Source organism: Massilia orientalis (genome assembly GCF_030411975.2).
Classification (GTDB): Bacteria; Pseudomonadota; Gammaproteobacteria; order Burkholderiales; family Burkholderiaceae_D; genus Telluria; species Telluria orientalis.
The window spans coordinates 263,016-286,026 of the sequence record NZ_JASNRB020000005.1; the positions used below are offsets into that span (position 1 = coordinate 263,016).

The window sequence follows — 23,011 nt, forward strand, 5'->3', positions numbered from 1 at the left end:
CATTATAGGACGAATCAGCCGCTCGTCAGCGCGCGGTCGACGAGCTCGATCCAGTGCGTCACCGGCGTCGCCGTCCCCGACTGCAGGTGCGACATGCAGCCGACGTTGGCCGAGACGTATTCCTGCGCCCCCGTCGCTTCCAGGTTGGCCAGCTTGCGGTCGCGCAGCGCGTGCGCGAGCTCGGGATGCAGCACGGAATACGTGCCGGCCGAGCCGCAGCACAGATGGCTTTCCGCGCACAGCACGACGTCGACGCCGGCCGCGCGCAGCACGCCCTCGACCTTGCCGCGGATCTGCTGGCCGTGCTGCAGGGTGCACGGCGGGTGGAACGCGACGCGCTCATGGATACGGCCCGACAGGAGACGGGCAATCTCGCCCTCGAAGTCGCACATGATCTCGGACAGGTCCTTCGTCAGCGCGGCGATGCGCGCCGCCCTCGACGCATACGCCGCGTCGTGGGCGAGCAGGTGGCCGTAGTCCTTGACCGTCACGCCGCAGCCGGATGCCGTCATCACGATGGCGTCGACGCCGTCCTGCTCCACGTACGGCCACCACGCGTCGACGTTGCGGCGCATGTCGGCCAGGCCGCCGTCCTGGTCGTTCAGGTGGAAGCGCACGGCGCCGCAGCAGCCGGCTTGCGGCGCTTCGATGAGCTGGATGCCGAGCACGTCGAGCACGCGCGCCGTCGCGGCATTGACGTTCGGCGCCATCGCCGGCTGCACGCAGCCCGCCAGCACGAGCATCTTGCGCGCGTGGCCGCGCACGGGCCAGCGGCCGGGCGCGCGCGCCGGCTGCAGCTTGTCCTGCAACGCGGACGGCAAGAGCGGGCGCACCATCTGCCCCGCCCTGAACGCGGGCTTGAACAGGTTCGAACGCGGCAGGAATTCCTTCAAGGTCGTGCGTTTGACCCTGTCCGCGAACGGACGCGGCACGCGTTCCTCGACCACCTTGCGGCCGATGTCGACGAGGCGCCCGTACTTCACGCCGGACGGGCACGTGGTCTCGCAGTTGCGGCACGTGAGGCAGCGATCGAGGTGCAGCTGCGTCTTGCGCGTGGGCGTCTCACCTTCCAGCACCTGCTTGATCAGGTAGATGCGGCCGCGCGGGCCATCCAGCTCGTCGCCCAGCAGCTGATAGGTCGGACACGTGGCGGTGCAGAAGCCGCAGTGCACGCACGCGCGCAGGATCGCGTCGGCCTCGATGCCCTCGGGCGTGTCCTTGATGAAATCGGCGAGATTCGTTTGCATGGTCCCTCAATACATCCGGCCGGGATTGAAGATGCCGGCCGGGTCGAACCCGGCTTTCAGGCGTTCGTGGATGCGGGCGATGGCCGGCGCCAACGGCTGGAACACGCCGACGCTCTTGTCGCCGCCGCGGAACAGGGTCGCGTGGCCGCCGCACGCTGCCACGACCGCACGGATGCGTTCCGCCGTCGCCGCGTCACCCGGCGCACGCAGCCAGCGCTGCGCCCCGCCCCACTCGATCAGTTGCGGGCTGCCCGGCACGATTGCGCCGACCGTCGGCGGCACGGACAGGCGCCACAGCGGCATGCCCCCTGCGAAGAACGGATGCTGCTGTTCGCGCACGCTGGCCCAGAAGCGGGCGCAGTCCGGCATCACGTCGCCGCCGAGCGTGCGGATCGCGTTGTCGACGGCTGCATTCGCGCCGGACAGCCGCAGCGCCAGCACGCCGTCGTGCCAGCAGCTGGCGGAGACGGGCAGCGGCTGGCCGCCCCATTCGTTCAGGTTGCGGATCGCATCGACCTCGTTCACGCCCTCGAACACGAGCGTCGCTTCGCGCGGCGCACGCGGCAACACTTTTATCGAGACTTCCAGCAGCAGGCCCAGGGTGCCGAGCGAACCCGCCAGCAGGCGCGACACGTCGTAGCCGGCCACGTTCTTCATCACCTGGCCGCCGAACGACAGCACGTCGCCCTTGCCGTCCAGGAGCCTGCAGCCGAGGACGAAGTCGCGCACGGCGCCCGCGTTTGCACGACGTGGTCCGGACAGGCCGGAGGCGATGGCGCCACCGAGCGTCGCGCCGGGTCCGACATGCGGCGGCTCGAACGCCAGCATCTGCCCCTGCTGCGCGAGCGCCGCTTCGATGTCGGCCAGCGGCGTGCCGCAGCGCGCCGTGATCACGAGTTCCGTGGGCTCGTAATCGACGATGCCCGTGTAGTCGCGCGTATCGAGGATGTCGCCTTCGAGCCGCTGCCCGTACCAGTCCTTGGTGCCGCCGCCGCGGATGCGCAAGGGGCGCCCGTTGCGCACAAGTTCCTGGAAGTGGTCGACGAGATTCTGCATGGTCAGAAGCGCGGCAGATGAGAAAACGGCAGCACGCCGCCGCTGACGCGCATGCGGCCCAGTTCCGCGCAACGCCGGAGTGTCGGAATGGCCTTGTTGGGATTGAGGAGCATGCCAGGATCGAAAGCGCGCTTTACCGTGAAGAACGCGTCGAGCTCCCTGGCGCCGAACTGCACGCACATCGAATCGATCTTCTCGACGCCGACACCGTGTTCGCCCGTGATGGTGCCGCCCACTTCCACGCACAGCGCGAGGATCGCGGCGCCGAAGGCTTCCGCGCGATCCAGTTCGCCCGGCTGGTTGGCGTCGAACAGGATCAGCGGGTGCATGTTGCCGTCGCCCGCATGAAAGACGTTCGCGCAGCGCAGGCCGAACGTCGTCTCCATCTCCTCGATGCGCGCCAGCACGCGCGCGAGCTGCTTGCGCGGGATCGTCCCGTCCATGCAATAGTAGTCGGGCGAGATGCGGCCGGCGGCCGGGAACGCGTTCTTGCGGCCGGACCAGAAGCGCAGGCGTTCGGCCTCGGTCTGCGACACCGTGATCGCGCTGGCGCCGGCCTCGCGCAAGACCTCCGTCATGCGCGCGATCTCTTCCGCCACTTCGAGCGCCGTGCCATCCGCCTCGCACAGCAGGATGGCGGCCGCGTCGAGGTCGTAGCCCGCCTTCACGAACGGTTCGACCATGCGCGAGGACGTCCGGTCCATCATCTCCAGGCCGGCCGGGATGATGCCGGCGGCGATCACGCTGGCGACCGCGTTGCCGCCCGTCGCCACGTCGTCGAACGAGGCCATGATCACCTGCGCCTGCGCCGGCTTCGGCACGAGTTTCACGGTCACTTCCGTGACGATGCCCAGCATGCCTTCCGAACCGATGAACACGGCCAGCAGGTCGAGGCCGGGCGCATCCAGCGATTCGCCACCGAGCTCGATGACGTCGCCTTCGATCGTACAGACGCGCACGCGCAGCACGTTGTGCACGGTGAGGCCGTATTTGAGGCAGTGCACGCCGCCCGAGTTCTCGGCCACGTTGCCGCCGATGGTGCAGGCGATCTGCGACGACGGGTCGGGCGCGTAATACAGGTTGAACGGCGCGGCCGCTTCCGAGATGGCGAGATTGCGCACGCCCGGCTGCACGACGGCCGTGCGCGCATACGGTTCCACGCGCAGGATGCGGTTGAGCCGCGCCGTCGAGATCACGACGCCGTCCGCCAGCGGCTGCGCGCCGCCGGACAGGCCCGTGCCCGCGCCGCGCGGCACGATGGGCACGTCCAGGTCGCGGCAGACTTTCAATATCGCGAGCACCTGCGCCTCGTCGTCCGGCAGGGTCACGACCATCGGCAGCTGGCGGTAGGCGGCCAGGCCATCGCATTCGTATGGACGGGTGTCTTCGGGATCGGCGAGGACGGCGCGCGCGGGAAGGACGGCGCGCAGGGCGGCGGCCACCTGCCGCCTGCGCTCGGGGTCGACTGGAATCGAGGGAATCGAGGGAATCATGGAACGATTGTAAGCACAATCCCAAGGATTTGGCGTATGCTCCGGCTATCTTTTTTCGTGGGCAGGATATAAGCATGGGCAATCGACTTTCGAAGATCGCGACCCGCACGGGCGACGACGGCAGCACCGGCCTCGGCGACGGCAGCCGCACCGGTAAAGACAGCGCGCGCATCGCGGCGCTGGGCGACGTCGACGAGCTGAATTCCTTCGTCGGCCTGCTGCTGTGCGAAGACATGCCCGGCGACCTGCGCGAGGAGCTCGTCACGATCCAGCACGACCTGTTCGACCTGGGCGGCGAGCTGTGCATCCCCGGCTACCAGTTGATCAAGGACGAGCAGGTGGCGCGCCTGGACGCGCTGCTGGAGAAGTACAACGCCGACCTGCCGGTGCTGAAGGAATTCATCCTGCCGGCCGGCTCGCGCGCCGCGTCGCTCGCGCACGTGTGCCGCACCGTGTGCCGCCGCGCCGAGCGCGCCATCGTGACGCTGTCGAAGCTCGAAACGATCAACGCGCAGCCGCGCCAGTACGTGAACCGCCTGTCGGACCTGATGTTCGTGCTGGCGCGCGTGCTGAACCGCCATGCGGGCGGCAGCGACGTACTGTGGCAGCACGAACGCAAGCGCACCTGACGGAGTGCGGATGACGGCAACCTTCGACGTCCGCTTCCACGCCGGCCGCGCCAACTGGCCGGCCAATCCGTTCCACTTCCAGGGCAAGGGCCAGGTCGTCGTCGAACCCGACTTCGTCGTCGTGCGCGGCAGCACCCACCGCTCGTTCCGTTTTCCGGCGCGCGCGGAACACCGGCTGCGCATGGTCGACATCGTCAACGCATACAGCGAAGGCGAGGACGTGTATTTCCACGTGCTGGGCGTGCGCGAGAACCTGGCCGTCGGCTTTTCCGCGCCGGACGCGGCGACGGCGCAACGGCTCCTCGCGCTGCTGCCCGCGCGCCAGACCGAAGCCTTCGCGGTGGCCCACGCGGAACGCAACGCCTTCCACGACCGGATCGATTACTGGAGCCCGTCGACGCCCGTGATCTGGACCCTGCTGGCTCTGAACATCGGCATCTACTTCCTCATGTGGCTCGTACGCCGCAGCCTGCCCGGCGGTGCGATGGGATCGATGCTGGGCTGGGGCTGGAACTCTGCCTACGACGCGATGCTGCGCTCGGCGCAACTCGTCATCTGGGGGTCGAACGTGGGCGACCGGACGCTGCACGGGGAATGGTGGCGTCTCTTCACGTCGCTGTTCCTGCACGGGAGCCTGCTGCACCTGGCATTCAACATGATCGCGCTGTGGCAGGTGGGCCAGCTGGTCGAGCGCCTGTTCGGCAGCCTGCGCTTCAGCGCGCTGTACCTGGTCGCCGGCCTGTGCGGCGGCATCGCCAGCGTGACGTGGAATCCGCACGTGAACAGCGTGGGCGCGTCCGGCGCCATCTTCGGCATCGTCGGCGGCCTGTTCGCGTTCATGCGGCGCGAGAACAGCGGCATCCCGCCCACCGTCGTCAACGACCTGCGCGGCACGCTGCTGCCGTTCCTGGCGTTCAACCTGGCGGCGGGCTTTTTGTATCCGCACACGGACAACGCGGCCCACATCGGGGGCCTCATCGGCGGCTGGCTGGCCGGCCACCTGCTGGCGCGCTCGCTGCACGTGCCGGCGGAGAGGACGACATGAGCGACGATTTCATCGGCATCTACGACGGCGCCCTCACGCCCGAGCAATGCGCCCACATCCTCGAACGCTTCGAGGCCAGCGACAAGCACCAGCGCGGCCGCACGGGCATGGGCGTGGACGTGGCGAAGAAGGACAGCTGGGACATCACCATCAGCCAGCACAAGGAATGGCACGACGTGTGCAACCTGATGGCGACGGCCGTGCGGCGCCACCTGGCCGAGTACATGGACCGCTACCGCGCCCTGCTGCTGGGCGCCCTCGCGCCCACGGTGGCGCATCCGGCGACGGGCCAGCCGGTGGCGCTCTCGCTGGACAACTTCGACGAATGCGGCCGCCCGCACCTCGATGCGCTGGTCCAGGCGCTGTACCGTCTCGGCGCCATCAACCTGCAGAAGTACCTGCGCGGCAGCGGCGGCTACCACCACTGGCATTCCGAGATCTATCCGCAGAACGCGAGCTGCGAGACCCTGCACCGCGTGCTGCTGTTCCAGTTCTACCTGAACGACGTGGCGGACGGCGGCGCGACGGAATTCCTGTACCAGGGCCGCAAGGTCGAGGCGCGCCAGGGCCGGCTGGTCATCGCCCCGGCCGGCTTTACCCACACGCACAAGGGCCACGTCGCGACGAGCGGCGACAAGTACGTGGCCACGTCGTGGATCCTGTACCGCCGCGCCGAGGACCTGTTCAAGTAGTGCGGGACGCGCCAGCCAGCGCGTCCCGCAGCGTATCGAGATCGATCGGCTTGACGAGGTGCCTGTCGAAGCCTGCCTCCGCGGCGAGCCGGCGGTCGCTGTCCTGGCCGTAGCCCGTGATGGCGACAAGGAACGCGTGCGCGGTGGAAGGTTGCGCGCGCAGGCGCCGCGCCAGTTCGTAGCCGTCCATGCCCGGCAGGCCGATGTCGAGCAGGCACACCTGCGGCGCCTCCGTGCGCGACCGCTCCAGCGCGCGCAGCGGATCGTGCTCGACGCTCACGCGGTGCCCGGACGCTTCCAGCAGCAGGCCCAGCGTCTCCGCCGCGTCGACGTTGTCGTCCACCACCATGATCGACATGCTGCTTTCCTGCGCCGCCGCATGCGCGCCGTCGCGCCGTCCGGCCGGCTCGGCGCCTGCCGCGATGAGCGGCAGGGTCACGGTGAAACGGCTGCCCCGGCCCGGCCCCGCACTCTCGCACGCGACGGTGCCGCCGTGCAGCTCGACGAGGCTCCTCACGAGCGCCAGGCCCAGTCCCAGTCCGCCGGAGGCGCGGTCCGACGTGCGCTCGGCCTGGGCGAACAGGTCGAATGCGCGCGCCACCAGTTCCGGCGCCATGCCGATGCCGTTGTCGACGACATCGACAGCCACCTCGTTGCCCCGCACCCTGGCCGCGAGCCGCAGCCGGCCGCCTTCCTGCGTGTACTTGGCGGCGTTGTTGAGCAGGTTGGCGAGGACCTGCACGAGGCGCTTCGCGTCGCCCATCACGGGCATGGGTTGCGCAGGGACGTCCACGTCCAGCTGCTGGTGCCGGGCACGGACGAGCGGCATGACCTGCTCCACCGCGTCGGCCACGATGGCGTGCATGTCCAGCGCCGCCTCGTCCAGCTCGACCTGCCCGCGGGTGACGCGCGAGACGTCCAGCAGGTCGTCGATGAGCTCCGTCATGTGGGCGACCTGGCGGCCGATGATCTCGCTCGTCTTGCGCACGAGGCCTTCGTCCAGCCGCGCGCGCTGCAGCAGCGCGGCCGCCGCGCCGATGGGCGCCAGCGGGTTCCTGAGCTCGTGCGCCAGCATCGCGAGGAACTCGTCCTTGCGGCGGTCGGATTCCCTCAGCTTTTCCTCGGCCAGCTTGCGTTCCGTGATGTCGCTGGCGGCGCCGATCCATTCCTCGATCTCGCCGCGCGCGTCGAGCATCGGCACGGCGCGCGAATAGGTCCAGCCCACGCTGCCGTCCAGGCGGCGCACGCGGTGTTCCAGCTGGAACGTCGACTTGGCGTGGATCGCCGCCGCAATCGCACGGTGGATGAGGGCCTGGTCTTCCACCGGGATGTAGTCGTCGATCCAGTAGCGGCTCGCGTCGGCCGTGTCCTTCAGATAGCCGCGCCCGTCGAGCTGGCGCAGCTGGCTCCAGTCGGGGCTCATGCGGTACAGGACGTCCGCCGTCGCATTCGCCAGGGCGCGGTAGCGCGACTCGCTCTCGGCCATCGCGGCGGTGGAACGCACCTGGTCGGTCACGTCGCTGGTCGTATGCGAGATGCACAGGAGGGTACCGTCGGCACCGAAGATCGGCGTGTTGACGGCGCTCCAGAACCGCTCCTCGAAGCCCGTCTCGCCGTTCGGCAGGACGACGGCAATCGGATAGCGCTGGGCCACCAGCCGATCCGGCCGGCCCGTCGCGATGACGCGCGCGAGGGAGCGGCGCAGGACCGTTTCACCCGTATCGGCGGGGTCGTCGGGGTTGCGCGGGAACGCCGCGAACAGGCTGACACCCACCAGCTCCTCGCGCGTGCGCCCCGACGCTTGCAGGAACGCGTCGTTGACGGCGAGGATGGTGGCTTCCGGCGTGGGCGACAAGAGGTAATGCCCGCTCGGGGAGCGAGTGAAGACGGCTTCGAACAGGGCGGGGGAAAGCATGAACGGTGCTTTCGATAGTCGATGAGCGGCATTATAGGGCTGTCGCGACAGACGCGTCGGCCGATTCGCCATAGCAAAAAACGCCACCGCCGGACGGGCCGGGATGGCGTTCTTCAAAGGGGCAAACTGCGCAGGGTCAGGTGTTGTTGACCACCAGGCGCGGTTCGCCGATGCCGAAGCGTTCGCGGATGGACTTCCCGATACCGTGCGCATCCAGGCCGACGGACGCCAGCAGCAGCGCCGGGTCGCCGTGGTCGATGAAACGGTCGGGCAGGCCCAGGATCAGCAGCGGTTTGGCGATGCCCGCCTCCGCCAGCGCCTCGGCCACGGCGGAACCGGCGCCGCCCATCGTGCAGCCCTCTTCCACCGTCACCAGGTAGTCGTGGTTCTGCGCCAGCTGTTTCACCAGTTCCACGTCCAGCGGCTTCACGAAGCGCATGTCGGCGACGGTCGCGTTCAGGCCGTCGGCCGCTTTGATGCTCGGCGCCACCATCGAACCGAAGGCCAGGATCGCGACGCCCTTGCCTTCGCGCCGCACGACGCCCTTGCCGATCTCGATGACGTCCAGCGCCGGCTCGATGGCCGCGCCCACGCCCGCGCCGCGCGGGTAGCGCACGGCGGCGGGGCCGTCGAAACGGTAGGCCGTCGTCAGCATCTTGCGGCACTCGTTCTCGTCCGACGGCGCCATCACGACCATGTTCGGGATGCAGCGCAGGTAGGCGATGTCGTAGTTGCCCGCGTGCGTGGCGCCGTCCGCGCCGACGAGGCCCGCGCGGTCCAGCGCGAACGTCACGTCCAGGTTCTGCAGCGCCACGTCGTGGATCAGCTGGTCGTAGGCGCGCTGCAGGAACGTCGAGTAGATCGCGACGACGGGCTTCATGCCTTCCGTTGCCAGGCCGCCCGCGAACGTCACCGAATGCTGCTCGGCGATGCCGACGTCGAAGTAGCGGTCCGGGTATTCCTGGTTGAAGCGGACCATGCCCGAGCCTTCGCGCATCGCCGGCGTGATGCCGACCAGGCGCTTGTCGACATGCGCCATGTCGCACAGCCAGTTGCCGAACACCTCGGTGTACGTGATCTTGGTCGCCTTGGCGGGCTTGATGCCTTCGCTCGGATTGAATTTACCCGTGCCGTGGTACAGGATCGGCTCGGCCTCGGCCAGCTTGTAGCCCTGCCCCTTCTTCGTCACGACGTGCAGGAATTGCGGGCCTTTGAGCTTCTTGATGTTTTCCAGCGTCGGGATCAGGGAATCGAGGTCATGGCCGTCGATCGGGCCGATGTAATTGAAACCGAATTCCTCGAACATCGTGGCCGGGACGACCATGCCCTTCGCGTGTTCTTCCAGCTTCTTCGCCAGTTCCAGCATCGGCGCGGGCAGCATCGTCTTGCCGACGTTTTTCGCGGCCGCGTAGAACTGGCCCGACATCAGGCGCGCCAGGTAGCGGTTCAATGCGCCGACCGGCGGCGAGATCGACATGTCGTTGTCGTTCAGGACGACGAGCAGGTCGACGTCGTCCTCGACGCCCGCGTTGTTCAGCGCCTCGAACGCCATGCCGGCGGTCATGGAGCCGTCGCCGATGACGGCGATCGCCTTGCGTTTCTCGCCCTTGATCTTCGCGGCCGTCGCCATGCCCAGGGCCGCCGAGATCGACGTCGACGAGTGCGCGGTGCCGAACGTGTCGTACTCGCTTTCGTCGCGCTTGGGGAAGCCGGACAGGCCGTTCAGCTGGCGCAGGCTCGGCATGCGCTCGCGCCGGCCCGTGAGGATCTTGTGCGAATAGGTCTGGTGGCCGACGTCCCACACGATGCGGTCTTCCGGCGTGTTGAACACGTAGTGCAGCGCGATCGTCAGCTCGACGGTGCCGAGGTTGGACGACAGGTGGCCGCCCGTCTTCGACACGGAATCGAGCAGGAACTGGCGCAGTTCATGGGCCAGCGGCGTGAGCTGGGTGCGCGGCAGCTTGCGCAGGTCGGCCGGGTCGTTGATGGTATCTAGCAGTTTCATTTATGCCTTCCGCTGCACGATCAGGTCCGCGATCTCGCGCAGCCGCAGTGCTTGTTCTCCGAACGGCGCGAGCGCGTCGTGCGCCTGCTGCCGCAATTGTTCCGCCAGCGCCTTCGACGGCTCCAGCCCAAGGATCGACACATAGGTCGGCTTGTTGTCGGCGGCGTCCTTGCCGGCCGTCTTGCCCAGCGTGGCCGAGTCGGCGGTCGCGTCGAGGATGTCGTCCACGACCTGGAACGCGAGGCCGATGGCGCGCGAGTACGCGCCCAGGGCTTCCTGCTCGTGCGATGCGAGGTCGCGGCCGGCCAGCGCGCCCAGCAGCACGGACACGCGCAGCATGGCACCGGTCTTGAGCTGGTGCATGCGTTCCAGCTGTTCGAGCGTGAGGCTGATGCCGACGCTGTCCAGGTCGATCGCCTGGCCGCCGCACATGCCCTTGCTGCCGGCCGCTTCGGCCAGCAGGCGCAGCATCGTGACGGTGCGCGCGGCCGGGACGGTCGTCGTACCGGCCAGCACCTCGAAGGCTTGCGCCTGCAGCGCATCGCCCACGAGCAGCGCCGTCGCTTCGTCGTACGCCACGTGCACCGTCGGCTTGCCGCGGCGCAGGGCGTCGTCGTCCATGCACGGCATGTCGTCGTGCACGAGGGAATACACATGGATCATCTCGACGGCGCTGGCGGCGCGCGCGAGCGCATCCGCATCCGCGCCGAACAGGGCGCCGCTCGCATGCACGAGCAGCGGTCGCACGCGCTTGCCGCCGCCCAGCGCCGTGTAGCGCATCGCTTCGTGCAGCCTGGCCGGCGCCTGGCTCCCAGCCGGCAGGAAGCGGTCGAGGGCAGACTCCGCGTCGGCCTGCACGGCCTTCATCCAGGCCGGGAACGCCTGCGGCGCGCTCATACGTCGTCCTCGCCGTCGGCGCTGAACGGCCTGAGCATCTCGCCTTCCAGGACTTTCACCTGGGACTCGACTTTTTCCAGCTGGGCCGCGCAATAGCGCACGAGCTCGGAACCGCGTGCATACGCGGCGACCGAGGCTTCCAGGGGCAATTGCCCACTTTCCATTTGCGTCACGAGTTGGGCCAGTTCGGCCATCGCCTGCTCGAAGGATTCGGGCGGTGCGGACGCCGCTGCGCTCGCGGCGGCCGGTGGTGCGGCGCTCTCCGCGTTTGTTTTATTTGGCATAATGAGTTTGATCGATTCGGGGCCGGGCGACGCCACGCGCAACCCGTGCGCGGCATGCCAGTCTAATCGCTTATTCTAAACAATCCTGTTTCGACATGAACGGTGCGCCTGTCGCCGCCAACTTGCAAGCAAGGATACATTTTATCGCAAAGCGCCCCGGGATTCATGAAAACGATGCTGTTTAGGCAATTTTTGAACACCCGCGTACCACAATCCCGTGCGGGTCCGGGACTGGAGGGGCTGTTACAGGCTATAATCTCCGGTTCTGTCTCCGAAATACCGTATTCCGCTCTTTAAAGGAGCGAGAACTCCAAATAAGCGGCAGCATTGTATTGGTCGGGATGCCACGCCTCGGCGTGGCATCCCGACCGGGCTTTGCTGCGCGCCGGATGTCTCGATGCTCCCCTAAAAATACTGGTTCTCGGATTCTTTCTCTTCTTTTGGCTGAAATTCTGTAAAGGGGGGTTGGGATGTCCGATCTGGCTACCCACGCCAAGCTGGCGCGTTCGCTCGCCCAGCTTCCGGTAAATGTCTACTTCGACGACGCGCTGTTGCAGCGTGAATTGCAGCAATTGTTTCTCAAGGGCCCCCGCTACGTCGGGCACGAGTTGATGGTTCCCGAGAAGGGCGATTTCGCGACCCTGAAATCGGAGAACGAGGGTCGCATGCTGGTGCGCAACGCACAGGGCATCGAGTTGATGTCGAACGTTTGCCGCCACCGCCAGGCGCTGATGTTCAATGGCCGGGGGAACGCCAAGAACATCGTCTGCCCGCTGCACCGCTGGACCTATGACCTCAAGGGCGAGCTGATCGGCGCACCGCATTTCGCGGACACGCCCTGCCTGAACCTGTCCAGGACGCCGCTGCAGAACTGGAACGGCCTGCTGTTCGAACAGAACGGCTACGACGTGATGGACAAGCTGAAGCACATGTCCGTCACGAAGGACCTGGATTTCTCGGGCTATATGTTCGACCACGTCGAGGTGCACGACTGCGACTACAACTGGAAGACCTTCATCGAGGTCTACCTGGAGGATTACCACGTCGAGCCCTTCCACCCTGGCCTGGGCAACTTCGTCAGCTGCGACGACCTGCGCTGGGAATTCGGTCCGGACTACAGCGTCCAGACCGTGGGCGTGCATCGCGGCCTGCAGAAGTCCGGCTCGCCGGCCTACAAGGCATGGCAGGAACAGGTCCTGAAGTTCAACAACGGCCAGGCACCGAAATACGGCGCGATCTGGCTGACCCTGTATCCGAACATCATGGTCGAGTGGTATCCGAACGTGCTGGTCGTGTCGACCCTGTGGCCGCTGGGTCCGCAGAGGACGCGCAACGTCGTCGAGTTCTACTACCCGGAAGAATTCGTCCTGTTCGAGCGCGGCTTCGTCGACGCGGAACGCGCCGCCTACATGGAGACGTGCGTCGAGGACGACGAGATCGCCCTGCGCATGGACGCCGGCCGCAAGGCGCTGATGGCGCGCGGCGTGACCGAGGCGGGGCCGTACCAGTCGCCGATGGAAGACGGCATGCAGCACTTCCACGAGTGGTATCGCGGCAAACTCGACGATATTCCTCCGGGGATGTGATGGTTAGTCGCTGATGGCCCCACTCTGGATGTTGTTCGCCAGCTTCCTGTTCGCCGCCATGGGCGCGGCAGTGAAGCTGGCTTCCTCGCTCTACTCGACCTCGGAAATCGTGATGTACCGGGGTGTCATCGGCGCCCTGCTGTTGCTCCCGATGATCCGCCTGCAGGGCGGCTCCTTCAAGACCCCCTTCCCGAAAGAACACCTGTGGCGCAGCGTCGTCGGCGTGGTCTCGCTGTGGATGTGGTTCTACGCGATCGCCAAACTGCCGCTGGCGACCGCCGTGACCCTCAACTACATGGCGCCGATCTGGCTCGCCGCCTACATGTTCGTCACCGGCTGGTGGCGCGGCAAGGGCTTGCCCGAATGGCCGCTGGCCCTCGCCATCGCCATGAGCTTCGTCGGCGTGACGCTCGTGCTGCGGCCGGCCGTCGAGACGCATGAATGGGTCGGCGGCCTCGTCGCCATCGGCTCGTCCGTGATCGCCGCGATGGCCTATATGCAGGTGCGCCGCCTGGGCCAGATGGGCGAGCCGGAATACCGCGTCGTGTTCTATTTTTCCGTCACGATGGGCCTGGCGGGCCTCGTCGGCTCGCTGCTCGGCAACGGCATGAATACGTTCCGCCCGCAATCGTGGCACGGCATGGGCCTGCTGCTGGCGATCGCCGCCAGCGGCCTGGGCGCCCAGATCGCGATGACGCGCGCCTACCGCATCGGCAAGGTGCTCGTCGTCGCCAACCTGCAGTACACGGGCATCGTCTTTTCCAGTCTGTGGGGCATGATGCTGTGGGGCGACGTGTTCGACTGGCACGTCTGGCTGGGCATGGGCGTGATCCTGGCCTCCGGGATCGCCGCGACGTTCTACAATACGACGCGCACGGCGCGCGGCGCCGTCGTCAAGGAAACCGATCCCATCGCCAGCGAATAAAGGAGTGCCATGTCCAGCTTCACGACCCTGATCGAACCCGCCGCACTGGCCGCACACGTGAACGACCCCAAATGGCTCGTCGTCGACTGCCGCCACGACTTGATGAACCTCGCCGCCGGCCGGGACGCCTATGCGGCCGGCCACATCCCGGGCGCCGTCTTCGCCGACATGGAGACGGAACTGTCGGGCGCCAAGCGCGACGCCGCGGGCAACTTCCGCGGCCGCCATCCGCTGCCGGAGCAGGACGCGTTCATCGAGCTGCTGCGCGGCTGGGGCGTGGACGACGACACGCAAATCGTCGCCTATGATGCGCACGGCGGCATGTACGCCGCGCGCCTGTGGTGGATGCTGCGCTGGGTCGGCCACGGCGCCGTCGCCGTGCTGGATGGCGGCCTGCCCGCCTGGCAGGCGGCGGGCCAGCCCGTCGTCACCGATACGCCGGCCCCGCGCGCACGCGGCACCATCGCTTCGCACCCGGCCCTCGTGACGACGGTCGACGTAAACGCGATCCTGCACAACGTGGAACACGGCGGCAAGACCATCGTCGACGCGCGCGCGCCGGACCGCTTCCGCGGCGAGAACGAGACGATCGACCCGGTCGGCGGCCACATCCCGGGCGCGAAGAACCGCTTCTTCAAGGATAACCTGCAGGCCGACGGCCGCTTCAAGGCGCCGGATCAACTGAAGGCGGAACTGGGGGTGGCGGTGGGCGATCCGCAGGACGCCATCATGCAATGCGGTTCCGGCGTGACCGCGTGCCACAACCTGCTGGCGCTGGAAGTGGCCGGGATGCCGGGTGCGGCGCTGTATCCGGGATCGTGGAGCGAGTGGACGGCGGATCCGCAGCGGGCGGTGGCGACGGGGACGGCCTGAATGTTCAGCTAAGCCGTCGTTCCCGCGGAGGCGCACTGCTGTCCGGAATAATTTTTACCGTCGAAAATAGGCCCGCCATAGGGAAAAACCGTCGTTCCCGCGAAAGCGGGAACCCATGCTGACTGCTCGAAGTCGACTCTTTGTAGCCAACGAGGTGGAAATGAAGAACGTAGTTAGCATACTCAGTATGGATTCCCGCTTGCGCGGGAATGACGATGCTATTTCTGACGGTTTTTGAAAACAATATTCCGGACACTAGTGCGCGAAGGCGGGAACCCAAGTTTCACGCGCAGTGGCAGCGCTTGCAAAATCGGGCCCCTGCCTTCGCAGGGGCGACGTTCATGGGCCGCGTCGATTAATGACTGAAGTCGTACGGCGCCGGCAAAAAGTCCGCCAGCGTGAACAACACGACCGACAGCACGAGGGCCACGACCACGTAGGCGAAGCGCGACGGCTTGTCGCGCAATGCTGCAATCCATTCACTCAAGAGCTTCGCCATGCCGGCCTCCGTTCAGCTAACGGCCCAGCATAGGTCGCGAGGAATCGCCCTGTCAACCGCAGGGCGCAGCGTTTAGTATCTTAATGGCCGTGCGTCAGGACCAGCACGATGACGACGCCCAGGCCGATCAGCAGGACCTGCGGAATCGATTCGCGCACGGTGGCCCGGCGCTGCATCTGCGGCATCAGGTCGCTCACGGCGATGTAGATGAAGCCGGACGACGCGAACACCAGCACATAGGGAATCAGGTCGCTGGCGCGGTCTAGGGTCGCATACCCGAGTATCCCGCCCAGCACGGCCAGCAGGCTGCACAACAGGTTGAACACGTAGGCGCGCACGCGCGAGAAGCCGGCGTTCAGCAGCACGATGAAGTCGCCGATCTCCTGCGGGATCTCGTGGGCGATGATCGCCACGCCGGTGACGATGCCCAGTTGCGGATTGGCGAGGAAGGCGGCCGCGATCAGGATGCCGTCCGTGAAGTTGTGCATGCCGTCGCCGATCAGGATCATCCAGCCGGCGCGCCCGGCCTGGCGCGCGTCGTGGCCGTGCGCGTGATGGTGCCCGTCGCCCTCGTGATGGTGCGAATGGCGCAGCAGAGCCACCTTCTCCAGCAGGAAGAACGCGAGCAGGCCGCCCAGCAGGGTGGCGAACAGCGCATGCGTGTCGGCCTTCGACTCGAACGCTTCCGGCAACGCATGCAGCAGCGACGTCGACAGCATGATGCCGACCGACAGGCTGACCATGCGTTCGACGACCTTCGACAGCAGCGTAAAGGAAAACACCGCGGCGGCCGTGATGCTGACCACGCCCGCCAGGCCGGTGGCCAGCAGGATGGAGATGAGAATCGGGTCGATCTGGAAGCCTCTTCTTTTTCTGGGGGCGTGCGGATGCACACGCCCCGGGCGCAAACCGTTGATTGTAACCCGACGGGCGTGCTGCCGTCAGCCGGCGCCGTGTTCGCGGAACCAGGCCAGCGCGCGCGCGAAGCCGTCGCGGGCATCCTTCGCGTTGTAACTCGGGCGGTAGTCGGCGTAGAACGCGTGGCCGGCGTCGGGGTAGACGACGATCGCGGAATCGCTGGTCCCCTGGCCCAGCGCGGCCGTCATCCGTTCGACCGTGGCGACCGGGATGCCGGTGTCCTTCGCGCCGTACAGGCCGAGCACGGGCACGGTGAGCGTGGACGCGACGTGGATCGGGTGCGCCGGCTGGCCCGGCGGATTCGGATCGGCCACCAGCTTGCCGTACCACGCCACGGCCGCCGTCACGCGCGGGTTGTGCGCCGCGTACAGCCACGTGATGCGGCCGCCCCAGCAAAAGCCGTTGACGCCGAGCCGGTCGATATCGCCGCCGTTCTCGCCGGCCCAGGCCACGCAGGCGTCGATGTCGCCCATCACCTGGGCGTCCGGCGCCTTGCGGACGATCTGCGCCATCAGCGTCGGGATGTCGGGGATCGTGGACGGGTCGCCCTGGCGGATGAAGAAATCGGGGGCCAGCGCGAGGTAGCCCTGTCTGGCGAAGCGGCGCGCCACGTCGGCGATGTGTTCGTGCAGGCCGAAGATCTCGGACACGACGATCATCACCGGGAGCTGGTCCTGCCCCGCCGGGCGGGCGACATACACTGGCACTTCCTGGCCGTCGATGGCCAGGCGGATGGTGCCGGCGGCCAGGCCGTCGGACTCGGTGTGGATCACGGACTGCGCCGCGATGGGTAGCGCGGCCGCCGCGAAGCCGCTTGCGTTGTCGTTCATCGCCTTCCTTCGTTGGGTCTTGAAAGGCTTGCTATCTTAGCAGCGAGGCATAGATCCCGTGTGACGCCACGCTTTTAGATATGTTTGACAACATAATATGGCTGAGTATTCTGCATGGCACTCACCCACTTGCGAGGACCATCATGACTACTTCCATCACCGTCAACGGCATGCAGATCCACGTCGAAGAACACGGCACCGGCAAGCCGCTCGTGCTGCTGCACGGCGGGATCATGGCCAGCGAAGCGTTCGGCCCGAACATCGCCACGCTGGCGGAACACCGCCGCGTGATCGCCATCCACCTGCAAGGCCACGGCCACACGCCGGACGTGGACCGCCCGCTGCGCTTCGAAACGCTGGCGGACGATGTCGCGGGCGTGATCCGGGAACTCGGCCTGGGCAAGGCCGACCTGCTGGGGTATTCGTTCGGCGGCGGCGTCGCGCTGCAGACGGCGATCCGGCATCCGGACGTCGTCGACCGGCTGATCGTCGTGTCGGCGGCGGCCAGCTGGAACGGTTGTTATCCGGAAGTGCGCACGGCCTTCGACCACATGGACACGCAGGCCGCGCAGATCGGCGCGCACGTCGCGCAGTCGCCGCTGGGCAAGCTGTATCCGGCCGTGAACTGGGAAACGGCTTTCCGCAAGATGGGAGAATTACAGAGCCGCGACTACGACTGGATGCCGCAGGTGAGTGGCATCCAGGCGCCGACGATGCTGGTGTTCGCGGATGCGGATGCGATCACGCTGGACCACATCGCCGGGTTCTACAAGGCGCTCGGGGGCGGCCAGCGCGACGCGGGGCTGGATGGGTCATTGCGCGCCGCCGCCCGGCTGGCCATCGTGCCGGGGACGACGCATTACAACTTGCTGGCGACGACGGAAGTCGCGCGCTTGGCGGGGGCGTTTTTACAGGCTCAGTGAGCCTCCTCCCAGTTCGTTCCAACACCGGTTTCGGCCACCAGCGGCACCTTCAGCGTGGCCACGCCGCCCATCAGTTCCGGCAGCTTCTGCTTGACGAGTTCCAGTTCGTCCTGCGGCACTTCCAGCACCAGTTCGTCGTGCACCTGCATCACCATGCGGGTGCGCAGGGCATCCTTCTCGATCCAGTCCTGCACGGCGATCATCGCCAGCTTGATCAGGTCCGCCGCGGTGCCCTGCATCGGCGCATTGATCGCGGCCCGTTCGGCGCCGGCGCGGCGCGGGCCGTTCGGCGAGTTGATCTCCGGGAGCCACAGGCGGCGGCCGAATACCGTTTCGACATAGCCGCGCTCCTTCGCGAGCAAACGGGTCTCGTCCATGTAGCGCTTGACGCCCGCGAAGCGCTGGAAATAGCGCTCGATGTAGTTGCTCGCGGCGCCCCGTTCGATGCCCAGGTTCTGCGCGAGGCCGAACGCGCTCATGCCGTAGATGAGGCCGAAGTTGATGACCTTCGCGTAGCGCCGCTGCTCGCTCTGCACTTCTTCCGGCGGCAGGCCGAAGATCTCGGCGGCGGTGGCGCGGTGGATGTCCTCGCCGGCCGCGAACGCGCGCAGCATCGCCTCGTCTTCCGAGATATGGGCCATGATGCGCAGCTCGATCTGCGAATAGTCGGCCGACACGATCACGCTGCCCGCCGGCGCCACGAACGCTTCGCGGATGCGCCGGCCTTCGCTCGTGCGCACGGGGATGTTCTGCAGGTTCGGATCGTTCGACGCCAGGCGGCCCGTGATGGCGACGGCCTGCGCGTAGTTCGTGTGCACGCGGCCCGTCTTCGGGTTCACCATCTTCGGCAGCTTGTCGGTGTACGTCGACTTCAGCTTGGAGAGGCCGCGGTGCTCCAGCAGGATCTTCGGCAGCGGATAGTCTTCCGCCAGCTTTTGCAGGACCTCTTCATCGGTGGACGGCGCGCCGGTCGCCGTCTTCTTGATGACGGGGAGCTGCAGCTTGCCGAAGAAGATCTCGCCGATCTGCTTGGGCGAGCCGAGGTTGAACGGGCCGCCGGCCAGTTCATACGCCTGCTGCTCAAGTTCCATGATGCGCGCGGCCAGCTCGTTCGACTGCGCCGCCAGCTTGTCCGCGTCGACCAGCACGCCGTTGCGCTCGATCTTCTGCAGCACGACGGACGTCGGCAGCTCGATGCTGCGGTAGATATAGTCCAGGCCCTTGTCGCTTTCCACGTGGCCGATCATCGCGTGGTGCAGGCGCAGGGTGATGTCGGAGTCCTCGGCCGCGTACTCGGTCGCGCGGCCCAGTTCCACCTGGTCGAAGCAGATCTGGTTCACGCCCTTGCCGCACACGTCGACGAAGGGAATGGTCGTATAGCCCAGGTGGCGCAGCGCCATCGTGTCCATGTCGTGCGGCTTGTGCGATTCGAACACGTACGACTGCAGCAGGGTGTCGTGCACGATGCCGCGCAATTTCACCCCGTGGTTTTCGAAGATGTGGCTGTCGTATTTCAGGTTCTGGCCCAACTTCGGCTTGTCCGGATTTTCCAGCCACGGCTTCATGCGCGCGAGGACGTCCTCGCGGTTCAGCTGCTCCGGCACGCCGGCGTAGCGGTGCGCGAGCGGGATGTACGCGCCCTTGCCCGCCTCCACCGACAGCGAGATACCGACCATTTCCGCCGTCATCGGGTCGAGCGACGTCGTCTCCGTGTCGACGGAAGTCAGTGCCGCCTGGTCGATCAGCGCGAGCCAGCGCTCCAATTGCTCCTGCGTGGTGACGGTCTCGTACTCGCCCTTGATGATCGGCATGCCCGGTTGCGTACCCGCCGCGCCTTCCGGCGAATTCAGCGCCGGCGCACCGGGCGCGCCAGGCATGCCGTACTTGCCCGCGTTGCCGGGGCCGATCTCGCGCAGCATCGTTTTAAAGCCGTAGCGCTGGAAGAAATCGCGCAGCGCGTCCTTGTCCTCGGGGCGCCCGATGAGCGTCTCCTCGATCGACACGACGTGGCCCACGAGGTCGCAGTCCGTCTTCACGGTGATCAGTTCGCGGCCCTTCGGCAACCATTCCAGCGCGGCGCGCAGGTTCTCGCCGACGGCGCCCGTGATGCTGTGGGCGTTCTCGATCACGCCGTCCAGCGAGCCGTGCAGGGTCAGCCACTTGAGGGCCGTCTTCGGGCCGCACTTGGTGACGCCGGGGACGTTGTCGACGGTGTCGCCGATGAGGGTCAGGTAGTCGATGATGCGGTTCGGCGGCACGCCGAACTTGGCCAGCACGCCCGCTTCGTCGAGCTTTTCGTTGCTCATCGTGTTGATCAGCATGACCTTGTCGTTCACGAGCTGGGCGAGGTCCTTGTCGCCCGTCGAGACGACCGTGTTCAGGCCGCGCGCCGTCGCCTGCGCCGCGAGCGTGCCGATGACGTCGTCCGCTTCGACGCCCTCCACCATCAGGACCGGCCAGCCCATGTGGCGCACGACTTCGTGGATCGGCTCGATCTGCCTGGCCAGGTCTTCCGGCATCGAGGCGCGCGTCGCCTTGTATTCGGGATACAGGTCGTCGCGGAAGGTCTTGCCCTTCGCGTCGAACACGCAGGCGATGTACGCGGCCGGGAAGTCCGCGCGCAGGCGGCGCAGCATGTTGACCATGCCGTGCATCGCGCCGGTCGGGTAGCCGTCCGGGCTGCGCAGGTCGGGCAGCGCATGGAAAGCGCGGTAGAGATAGCTGGAACCGTCGACGAGAAGCAGGGTGTTGTCCATAGGGCAGAGTAAAAAGTGGGCCGCGGCGGCACGGCAAAACGTGCGCCATTATCGCAGAATCGGAAATGGAGAAAAGCTGGGCAGGCGATGTCATCCAGATGGGGACGAAGCCACACTTTTCACAGAGAAGTGGCGCCCTTTGTTACAATGGACTAAACGACAAAGGTGATCATCATGCCGCGTACCCCTATCCGCCTCGCCACTTTCGCGCTGTTCCTGACTTGCCAGGCAGGATTGGCCGCGGCCCAGCAGCAGACCACGCAGCCGACCCCGAGCCCGGCACCGCCGAAACTCGAGCGTATCGAGCCGGGCAGCGACGTTCCCGCGACCACGATTCCGCCGAAGCGCGGCACCCAGATCAAGGAAACGCGCGACGGCGGCCAGGTCACCGAAGTCGAAGTCACCACGCCCGGTGGCAGCCATTACTACATGAAACCGAACACCCAGCCCGGCAACGCGCAGACGAATTCGATCCGCGCGCCGCAGTGGAAGGTGGGTGAGTTCGATCTGTCGGGCAAGCGGAAAGCCACGAGCGAATCCGGCACCAACGCCCCGACGACGGCCGACGTGCCGCCTCCTCCTCCCATGCCGGCTACCGCCGAGCCAGAGAAGAAGTAACAAGCCCGGTCGCCCGAGGCGACCGCTACCGCGACTTTTCTTTCCTATACAATGGCAGTCTTCACCCCGGTCACGCTGGATGACCTCTCCCAGTGGATCAAGCAATTTCCTCTTGGCAAAGCACTCGCGCTCAAGGGCATCGCGAGCGGTATCGAAAACAGTAATTTCTTTCTGACGACGGAACGCGGCGAGTACGTCCTCACCATCTTCGAAAACCTCAGCTTCGAGCAACTGCCCTTCTACGTGCAGCTGATGCGCCACCTGGCCGAGCGCGGCATTCCCGTGCCGGCGCCGGTGGCGAACGACGCCGGCGAGCTCGTCGTGGCATTGCACGGCAAGCCGGCCGCCATCGTCAGCAAGCTCGACGGCAGTTCGCAGATGGATCCGCAACCGGTCCACTGCGCCGAAGTAGGCACGATCCTCGCGAAGATGCACCTGGCCGGGCGCGACTTCCCGCTGCAGCAGCCGAATCTGCGCGGGCTGGACTGGTGGGTCGAGACGGTGCCGAAGGTCTTGCCGTTCCTCGATGCCGAGACGGCCGCGCTGCTGCAATCCGAACTGGCATTCCAGCGCGAGTTCGCGGCCGGTCCGACGTACGCCGAACTGGAACGCGGCCCCGTCCACGCCGACCTGTTCCGCAACAACGTGATGTTCGTCGGCGAACGCCTGTCCGGCTGCTTCGACTTTTATTTTGCCGGCTGGGACACGTGGCTGTTCGACCTGGCCGTCACCGTCAACGACTGGTGCATCGACCTGGACACCGGCCGCCTCGACGAGGCACGCGTCGTGGCGCTGACGCGCGCCTACCACGCGGTGCGTCAGTTTACGGCGGCCGACCAGGCGGCATGGCTGCCCATGCTGCGCGCAGCGGCGCTGCGCTTCTGGCTGTCGCGCCTGTATGATTATCACCGTCCGCGCGAAGCCGAAATGCTCACGCCGCACGATCCGACTCACTTCGAAAGAGTCCTGCGCGAGCGCATCGCACGGGGCGCCCCCAACTTGACAGCATGAACGATTTACCCGCACGTACCGGATGGGAGTGGCTGAAACAAGGCATGGGCCTGTTCCGCAAACAGCCTGCCGCCCTGACGACGCTCCTCTTCGCCAATATCCTGTTCAGCATCGGCCTGTCGGCCGTGCCGATCCTGGGTTCGGTACTTGCGGTCGTATTGATTCCGTCGTTCACGATGGCCTTCATGCAGGCGTGCCTGATGATCGAGAACGGCGACCGGGTCACCCCGGCCGTGCTGCTGACGGGCTTCCGCCAGCCGGCGCTGGTCGCGCTGTGCAAGCTGGGACTCGTCTACCTGGCCGTGTCGCTGCTGATGATGGTGATCACCCGGCTGGCGATTCCGCCCGAGGTGATCATGCAGATGATGCCGCGGCCGGACGCCAAGACGCCGCCCAACGTGCAGACGTCGCACATGCTGGCCCTGTTCGGCGTCTTCCTGCTGGACGTGGCCGTGCTGGTGACGCTGTGCTTCGCCGCCCCGCTCACCTACTGGAAGCACATGGGACCGGGCAAGGCCACGTTCTACAGCTTCTTCGCCGTCATCCGCACGGCGCGCCCGTTCCTCGTGCTGCTGGCGGCGTGGTTCGGCATCTTCTTCGGCGTATGCATCGTGGCCGCACTGGTGTTCGGCGACGCGGCGCTGGGCCGCGTCGTGCTGATGTGGCTGATCTTCCTGTTCATGCTGCTGCTGCAGTGCGCGATGTATGCGGGGTACCGCACCATCTTCGGCAAGCCGATGGAGAAGGCAGCGCAGCCGGTATGACGTCGGCGTCATGGTGGGCACAGGGCCCCACCATGACGCGTACAT

21 protein-coding genes are annotated in these 23,011 nt (G+C 66.7%); 10 read left to right on the forward strand and 11 right to left on the reverse strand.

Annotated elements, in window-relative coordinates; translation table 11 throughout:
• Positions 1-14: 14 nt before the first annotated feature.
• From glcF to QPK29_RS09765, 3 genes are read right to left on the reverse strand one after another with little or no spacing between them, the layout of a single operon-like run.
• Positions 15-1,247, reverse strand: a complete 1,233-nt coding sequence (gene glcF / locus QPK29_RS09755; RefSeq protein ID WP_056122485.1) for a glycolate oxidase subunit GlcF — start codon at positions 1,245-1,247, stop codon at positions 15-17.
• A 6-nt stretch (positions 1,248-1,253) separates the two neighbouring features.
• Positions 1,254-2,303, reverse strand: coding sequence for a glycolate oxidase subunit GlcE (gene glcE, locus QPK29_RS09760; protein ID WP_371768755.1), 1,050 nt, complete (start codon positions 2,301-2,303; stop codon positions 1,254-1,256).
• Between the two features lie 2 nt (positions 2,304-2,305).
• Complete coding sequence (locus QPK29_RS09765) at positions 2,306-3,796, reverse strand: FAD-linked oxidase C-terminal domain-containing protein (protein WP_371768756.1); 1,491 nt, start codon at positions 3,794-3,796, stop codon at positions 2,306-2,308.
• A gap of 74 nt (positions 3,797-3,870) precedes the next feature.
• On the opposite strand from QPK29_RS09765, the gene QPK29_RS09770 reads away from it, so the two are divergent.
• The 3 genes from QPK29_RS09770 to QPK29_RS09780 are packed head-to-tail and all read left to right on the forward strand — an operon-like array spanning position 3,871 to position 6,162.
• Positions 3,871-4,425 (forward strand): cob(I)yrinic acid a,c-diamide adenosyltransferase, encoded by a 555-nt coding sequence (locus QPK29_RS09770; RefSeq protein ID WP_160409681.1) that lies wholly within the window; start codon positions 3,871-3,873, stop codon positions 4,423-4,425.
• 10 nt (positions 4,426-4,435) lie between these two features.
• Positions 4,436-5,470, forward strand: a complete 1,035-nt coding sequence (locus QPK29_RS09775; protein ID WP_056328086.1) for a rhomboid family intramembrane serine protease — start codon at positions 4,436-4,438, stop codon at positions 5,468-5,470.
• Positions 5,467-6,162 (forward strand): 2OG-Fe(II) oxygenase, encoded by a 696-nt coding sequence (locus tag QPK29_RS09780; RefSeq protein WP_371768757.1) that lies wholly within the window; start codon positions 5,467-5,469, stop codon positions 6,160-6,162. The genes QPK29_RS09775 and QPK29_RS09780 overlap by 4 nt, the downstream gene beginning before the upstream one ends.
• On the opposite strand, the gene QPK29_RS09785 is transcribed toward QPK29_RS09780, so the two are convergent.
• The 4 genes from QPK29_RS09785 to QPK29_RS09800 all read right to left on the reverse strand — a co-directional run bounded on the left by QPK29_RS09785 (position 6,155) and on the right by QPK29_RS09800 (position 11,263).
• Complete coding sequence (locus QPK29_RS09785) at positions 6,155-8,077, reverse strand: PAS domain-containing hybrid sensor histidine kinase/response regulator (protein ID WP_371768758.1); 1,923 nt, start codon at positions 8,075-8,077, stop codon at positions 6,155-6,157. The two genes, QPK29_RS09780 and QPK29_RS09785, sit on opposite strands and share 8 nt — an antisense overlap.
• Before the next feature lie 136 nt (positions 8,078-8,213).
• Positions 8,214-10,082 carry a 1-deoxy-D-xylulose-5-phosphate synthase gene (dxs, locus tag QPK29_RS09790; protein WP_056328094.1) on the reverse strand — a complete coding sequence of 623 codons (1,869 nt, stop codon included), beginning with the start codon at positions 10,080-10,082 and terminating at the stop codon, positions 8,214-8,216.
• On the reverse strand, positions 10,083-10,979 hold the full coding sequence (locus tag QPK29_RS09795) for a polyprenyl synthetase family protein (protein WP_056122459.1): 897 nt from the start codon (positions 10,977-10,979) through the stop codon (positions 10,083-10,085). It abuts the gene before it with no gap.
• The gene (locus QPK29_RS09800; protein ID WP_371768759.1) at positions 10,976-11,263 is read right to left on the reverse strand and encodes an exodeoxyribonuclease VII small subunit; all 288 of its coding nucleotides are present in this window, start codon (positions 11,261-11,263) and stop codon (positions 10,976-10,978) included. Before QPK29_RS09800 ends, QPK29_RS09795 begins: the two co-directional genes overlap by 4 nt.
• 470 nt (positions 11,264-11,733) lie before the next feature.
• Here QPK29_RS09800 and QPK29_RS09805 point away from each other — a divergent pair, with 470 nt between their 5' ends.
• The 3 genes from QPK29_RS09805 to QPK29_RS09815 are packed head-to-tail and all read left to right on the forward strand — an operon-like array spanning position 11,734 to position 14,647.
• Positions 11,734-12,849 (forward strand): aromatic ring-hydroxylating oxygenase subunit alpha, encoded by a 1,116-nt coding sequence (locus QPK29_RS09805; RefSeq protein ID WP_371768760.1) that lies wholly within the window; start codon positions 11,734-11,736, stop codon positions 12,847-12,849.
• Between the two features lie 13 nt (positions 12,850-12,862).
• Positions 12,863-13,774, forward strand: coding sequence for a DMT family transporter (locus QPK29_RS09810; RefSeq protein WP_371768761.1), 912 nt, complete (start codon positions 12,863-12,865; stop codon positions 13,772-13,774).
• Positions 13,775-13,783: 9 nt separating this feature from the next.
• A complete protein-coding gene (locus QPK29_RS09815; RefSeq protein WP_371768762.1) occupies positions 13,784-14,647 on the forward strand; it encodes a sulfurtransferase in 864 nt (287 codons plus the stop codon).
• Positions 14,648-15,002: 355 nt separating this feature from the next.
• On the opposite strand, the gene QPK29_RS09820 is transcribed toward QPK29_RS09815, so the two are convergent.
• The 3 genes from QPK29_RS09820 to QPK29_RS09830 all read right to left on the reverse strand — a co-directional run bounded on the left by QPK29_RS09820 (position 15,003) and on the right by QPK29_RS09830 (position 16,894).
• Positions 15,003-15,146, reverse strand: a complete 144-nt coding sequence (locus tag QPK29_RS09820) for a hypothetical protein (RefSeq protein ID WP_156403652.1) — start codon at positions 15,144-15,146, stop codon at positions 15,003-15,005.
• A gap of 80 nt (positions 15,147-15,226) precedes the next feature.
• Entirely contained in the window at positions 15,227-15,928 is a 702-nt protein-coding gene (locus tag QPK29_RS09825) for a ZIP family metal transporter (protein WP_229411932.1), read from the reverse strand.
• Positions 15,929-16,087: 159 nt separating this feature from the next.
• Complete coding sequence (locus tag QPK29_RS09830; protein ID WP_371768763.1) at positions 16,088-16,894, reverse strand: dienelactone hydrolase family protein; 807 nt, start codon at positions 16,892-16,894, stop codon at positions 16,088-16,090.
• Positions 16,895-17,037: 143 nt separating this feature from the next.
• Between QPK29_RS09830 and QPK29_RS09835 the strand changes: the two genes are divergently transcribed.
• Entirely contained in the window at positions 17,038-17,817 is a 780-nt protein-coding gene (locus QPK29_RS09835; RefSeq protein WP_371768764.1) for an alpha/beta fold hydrolase, read from the forward strand.
• On the opposite strand, the gene polA is transcribed toward QPK29_RS09835, so the two are convergent.
• On the reverse strand, positions 17,811-20,573 hold the full coding sequence (polA, locus tag QPK29_RS09840; protein ID WP_371768765.1) for a DNA polymerase I: 2,763 nt from the start codon (positions 20,571-20,573) through the stop codon (positions 17,811-17,813). The two genes, QPK29_RS09835 and polA, sit on opposite strands and share 7 nt — an antisense overlap.
• A 174-nt stretch (positions 20,574-20,747) precedes the next feature.
• On the opposite strand from polA, the gene QPK29_RS09845 reads away from it, so the two are divergent.
• The 3 genes from QPK29_RS09845 to QPK29_RS09855 are packed head-to-tail and all read left to right on the forward strand — an operon-like array spanning position 20,748 to position 22,966.
• Positions 20,748-21,191, forward strand: a complete 444-nt coding sequence (locus QPK29_RS09845) for a DUF2782 domain-containing protein (RefSeq protein WP_082577038.1) — start codon at positions 20,748-20,750, stop codon at positions 21,189-21,191.
• 51 nt (positions 21,192-21,242) lie between these two features.
• On the forward strand, positions 21,243-22,202 hold the full coding sequence (locus tag QPK29_RS09850) for a homoserine kinase (RefSeq protein ID WP_371768766.1): 960 nt from the start codon (positions 21,243-21,245) through the stop codon (positions 22,200-22,202).
• A complete protein-coding gene (locus tag QPK29_RS09855) occupies positions 22,199-22,966 on the forward strand; it encodes a BPSS1780 family membrane protein (protein ID WP_056122427.1) in 768 nt (255 codons plus the stop codon). The genes QPK29_RS09850 and QPK29_RS09855 overlap by 4 nt, the downstream gene beginning before the upstream one ends.
• Positions 22,967-23,011 lie beyond the last annotated feature (45 nt).

Bases quoted from the DNA above. Each gene is read 5' to 3' on its own strand.
- QPK29_RS09785 (WP_371768758.1), bottom strand. From the start codon at position 8,077: ATGCTTTCCCCCGCCCTGTTCGAAGCCGTCTTCACTCGCTCCCCGAGC.
- QPK29_RS09815 (WP_371768762.1), top strand. From the start codon at position 13,784: ATGTCCAGCTTCACGACCCTGATCGAACCCGCCGCACTGGCCGCACAC.
- QPK29_RS09855 (WP_056122427.1), top strand. From the start codon at position 22,199: ATGAACGATTTACCCGCACGTACCGGATGGGAGTGGCTGAAACAAGGC.
- QPK29_RS09820 (WP_156403652.1), bottom strand. From the start codon at position 15,146: ATGGCGAAGCTCTTGAGTGAATGGATTGCAGCATTGCGCGACAAGCCG.
- QPK29_RS09810 (WP_371768761.1), top strand. From the start codon at position 12,863: ATGGCCCCACTCTGGATGTTGTTCGCCAGCTTCCTGTTCGCCGCCATG.
- QPK29_RS09780 (WP_371768757.1), top strand. From the start codon at position 5,467: ATGAGCGACGATTTCATCGGCATCTACGACGGCGCCCTCACGCCCGAG.
- glcE (WP_371768755.1), bottom strand. From the start codon at position 2,303: ATGCAGAATCTCGTCGACCACTTCCAGGAACTTGTGCGCAACGGGCGC.
- QPK29_RS09835 (WP_371768764.1), top strand. From the start codon at position 17,038: ATGACTACTTCCATCACCGTCAACGGCATGCAGATCCACGTCGAAGAA.
- QPK29_RS09800 (WP_371768759.1), bottom strand. From the start codon at position 11,263: ATGCCAAATAAAACAAACGCGGAGAGCGCCGCACCACCGGCCGCCGCG.
- QPK29_RS09795 (WP_056122459.1), bottom strand. From the start codon at position 10,979: ATGAGCGCGCCGCAGGCGTTCCCGGCCTGGATGAAGGCCGTGCAGGCC.
- QPK29_RS09765 (WP_371768756.1), bottom strand. From the start codon at position 3,796: ATGATTCCCTCGATTCCCTCGATTCCAGTCGACCCCGAGCGCAGGCGG.
- QPK29_RS09845 (WP_082577038.1), top strand. From the start codon at position 20,748: ATGCCGCGTACCCCTATCCGCCTCGCCACTTTCGCGCTGTTCCTGACT.
- glcF (WP_056122485.1), bottom strand. From the start codon at position 1,247: ATGCAAACGAATCTCGCCGATTTCATCAAGGACACGCCCGAGGGCATC.
- QPK29_RS09775 (WP_056328086.1), top strand. From the start codon at position 4,436: ATGACGGCAACCTTCGACGTCCGCTTCCACGCCGGCCGCGCCAACTGG.
- dxs (WP_056328094.1), bottom strand. From the start codon at position 10,082: ATGAAACTGCTAGATACCATCAACGACCCGGCCGACCTGCGCAAGCTG.
- QPK29_RS09770 (WP_160409681.1), top strand. From the start codon at position 3,871: ATGGGCAATCGACTTTCGAAGATCGCGACCCGCACGGGCGACGACGGC.
- polA (WP_371768765.1), bottom strand. From the start codon at position 20,573: ATGGACAACACCCTGCTTCTCGTCGACGGTTCCAGCTATCTCTACCGC.
- QPK29_RS09850 (WP_371768766.1), top strand. From the start codon at position 21,243: ATGGCAGTCTTCACCCCGGTCACGCTGGATGACCTCTCCCAGTGGATC.
- QPK29_RS09830 (WP_371768763.1), bottom strand. From the start codon at position 16,894: ATGAACGACAACGCAAGCGGCTTCGCGGCGGCCGCGCTACCCATCGCG.
- QPK29_RS09805 (WP_371768760.1), top strand. From the start codon at position 11,734: ATGTCCGATCTGGCTACCCACGCCAAGCTGGCGCGTTCGCTCGCCCAG.